Genomic DNA, 1,369 nt, shown 5'->3' on the forward strand with positions numbered 1-1,369 from the left:
GTTTGTTTCTACAGCTTGATTAGCTGCTACTGGCTTTGTGTTCACTGGATTGACTGTGATCGTTATCGTTGCTGCTTCACTTGTTTTTGCTTCTGCACTTCCATCTCCCAAATCTGTGACGGTAAAAGTAAAGCTATCTTCTCCGTTATACCCATCTGCTGGAGTGTAGATCACTTTTGAGCCTTCTATTGTGATCGTTCCGTTCTGTACACTTGCTTCATCTACATTAAAAATTAAGTCAGATGAGTCAGTTTCTTCATCGCTACCTGTTAAGGTAATCTCTACTGTTTCACCCTCATTTATTATCGCAGTTTGGTTATCTGCTACTGGCTTTGAGTTCACTGGATTGATCGTAATCGTTACCGTTGCTGAATCACTGGTTTTAGCTTCTGCACTTCCATCTCCTAAGTCTGTCACGGTAAAGGTAAAGGAGTCTGGACCGTTATACCCATCTGCTGAAGTATAGATGACTTTTGAACCTTCTACTGTGATCGTTCCGTTCTGAATACTGTCTTCATCTACATTAAAAATTAAGTCAGATGAAGGTGTCTCAGTGTCGCTTCCCGTTAACGTAATTTCTACTGCTTCACGCTCATTTATTATCACAGTTTGGTTATTTGCTTCTGGCTTCGTATTCACTGGATTGACCGTAATCGTTACTGTCGCTGCTTCACTTGTTTGAGCTTCTGCTGTTCCATCTCCTAAGTCTGTGACCGTAAAGGTAAAGCTATCTTCTCCGTTATACCTATCTGCTGGGGTATACGTAACTTTGGAACCTTCCACCACTAACGTTCCGTTCTGTACACTTGCTTTATCTACGTTAAAGATTAAATCGGATGAGTCAGTTTCTTCATCGCTTCCAGTAAGGATGATTTCTATTGATTTACCCTCATTTGTTTCTACAGCTTGATTAGCTGCTTCTGGCTTCGTGTTCACTGGGTTCACTGTGATCGTTACCGTCGCTGCTTCACTTGTTTTTGCTTCTGCACTTCCGTCTCCTGTGTCTGTGACTGTGAAGGTAAAGGAGTCTGGACCGTTATATCCATCTGCTGGAGTGTACGTGACTTTCGAGCCTTCTACTACTAATGTTCCATTCTGAATACTATCTTCATCTACATTAAAGATTAAGTCAGATGAATTGGTTTCTTCATCATTACCCGTTAAGGTAATCCCTGTGAATTCTCCTTCATTCGTTTCCACAGTTTGTTCATCTGCTTGTGGTTTAGAATTCACTGGATTGACTGTGATCGTTATCGTTGCTGCTTCACTCGTTTGGGCTTCTGCTGTTCCATCTCCTAAATCTGTTACGGTAAAGGTAAAGGTGTCTGAACCGTTATATCCATCTGCTGGAGTGTAGATGACTTTAGAG

Annotated in this window: 1 protein-coding gene; it reads right to left on the reverse strand. The window is 41.6% G+C overall.

The window, feature by feature from the left end:
* Nucleotides 1-1,369 (reverse strand): tandem-95 repeat protein (locus tag Q5Y73_RS24540; RefSeq protein ID WP_305994554.1); only part of this gene is annotated, 1,369 nt, incomplete at both ends.

The organism is Chengkuizengella axinellae, assembly GCF_030730905.1.
GTDB classification, from domain to species: domain Bacteria; phylum Bacillota; class Bacilli; order Paenibacillales; family KCTC-33759; genus Chengkuizengella; species Chengkuizengella axinellae.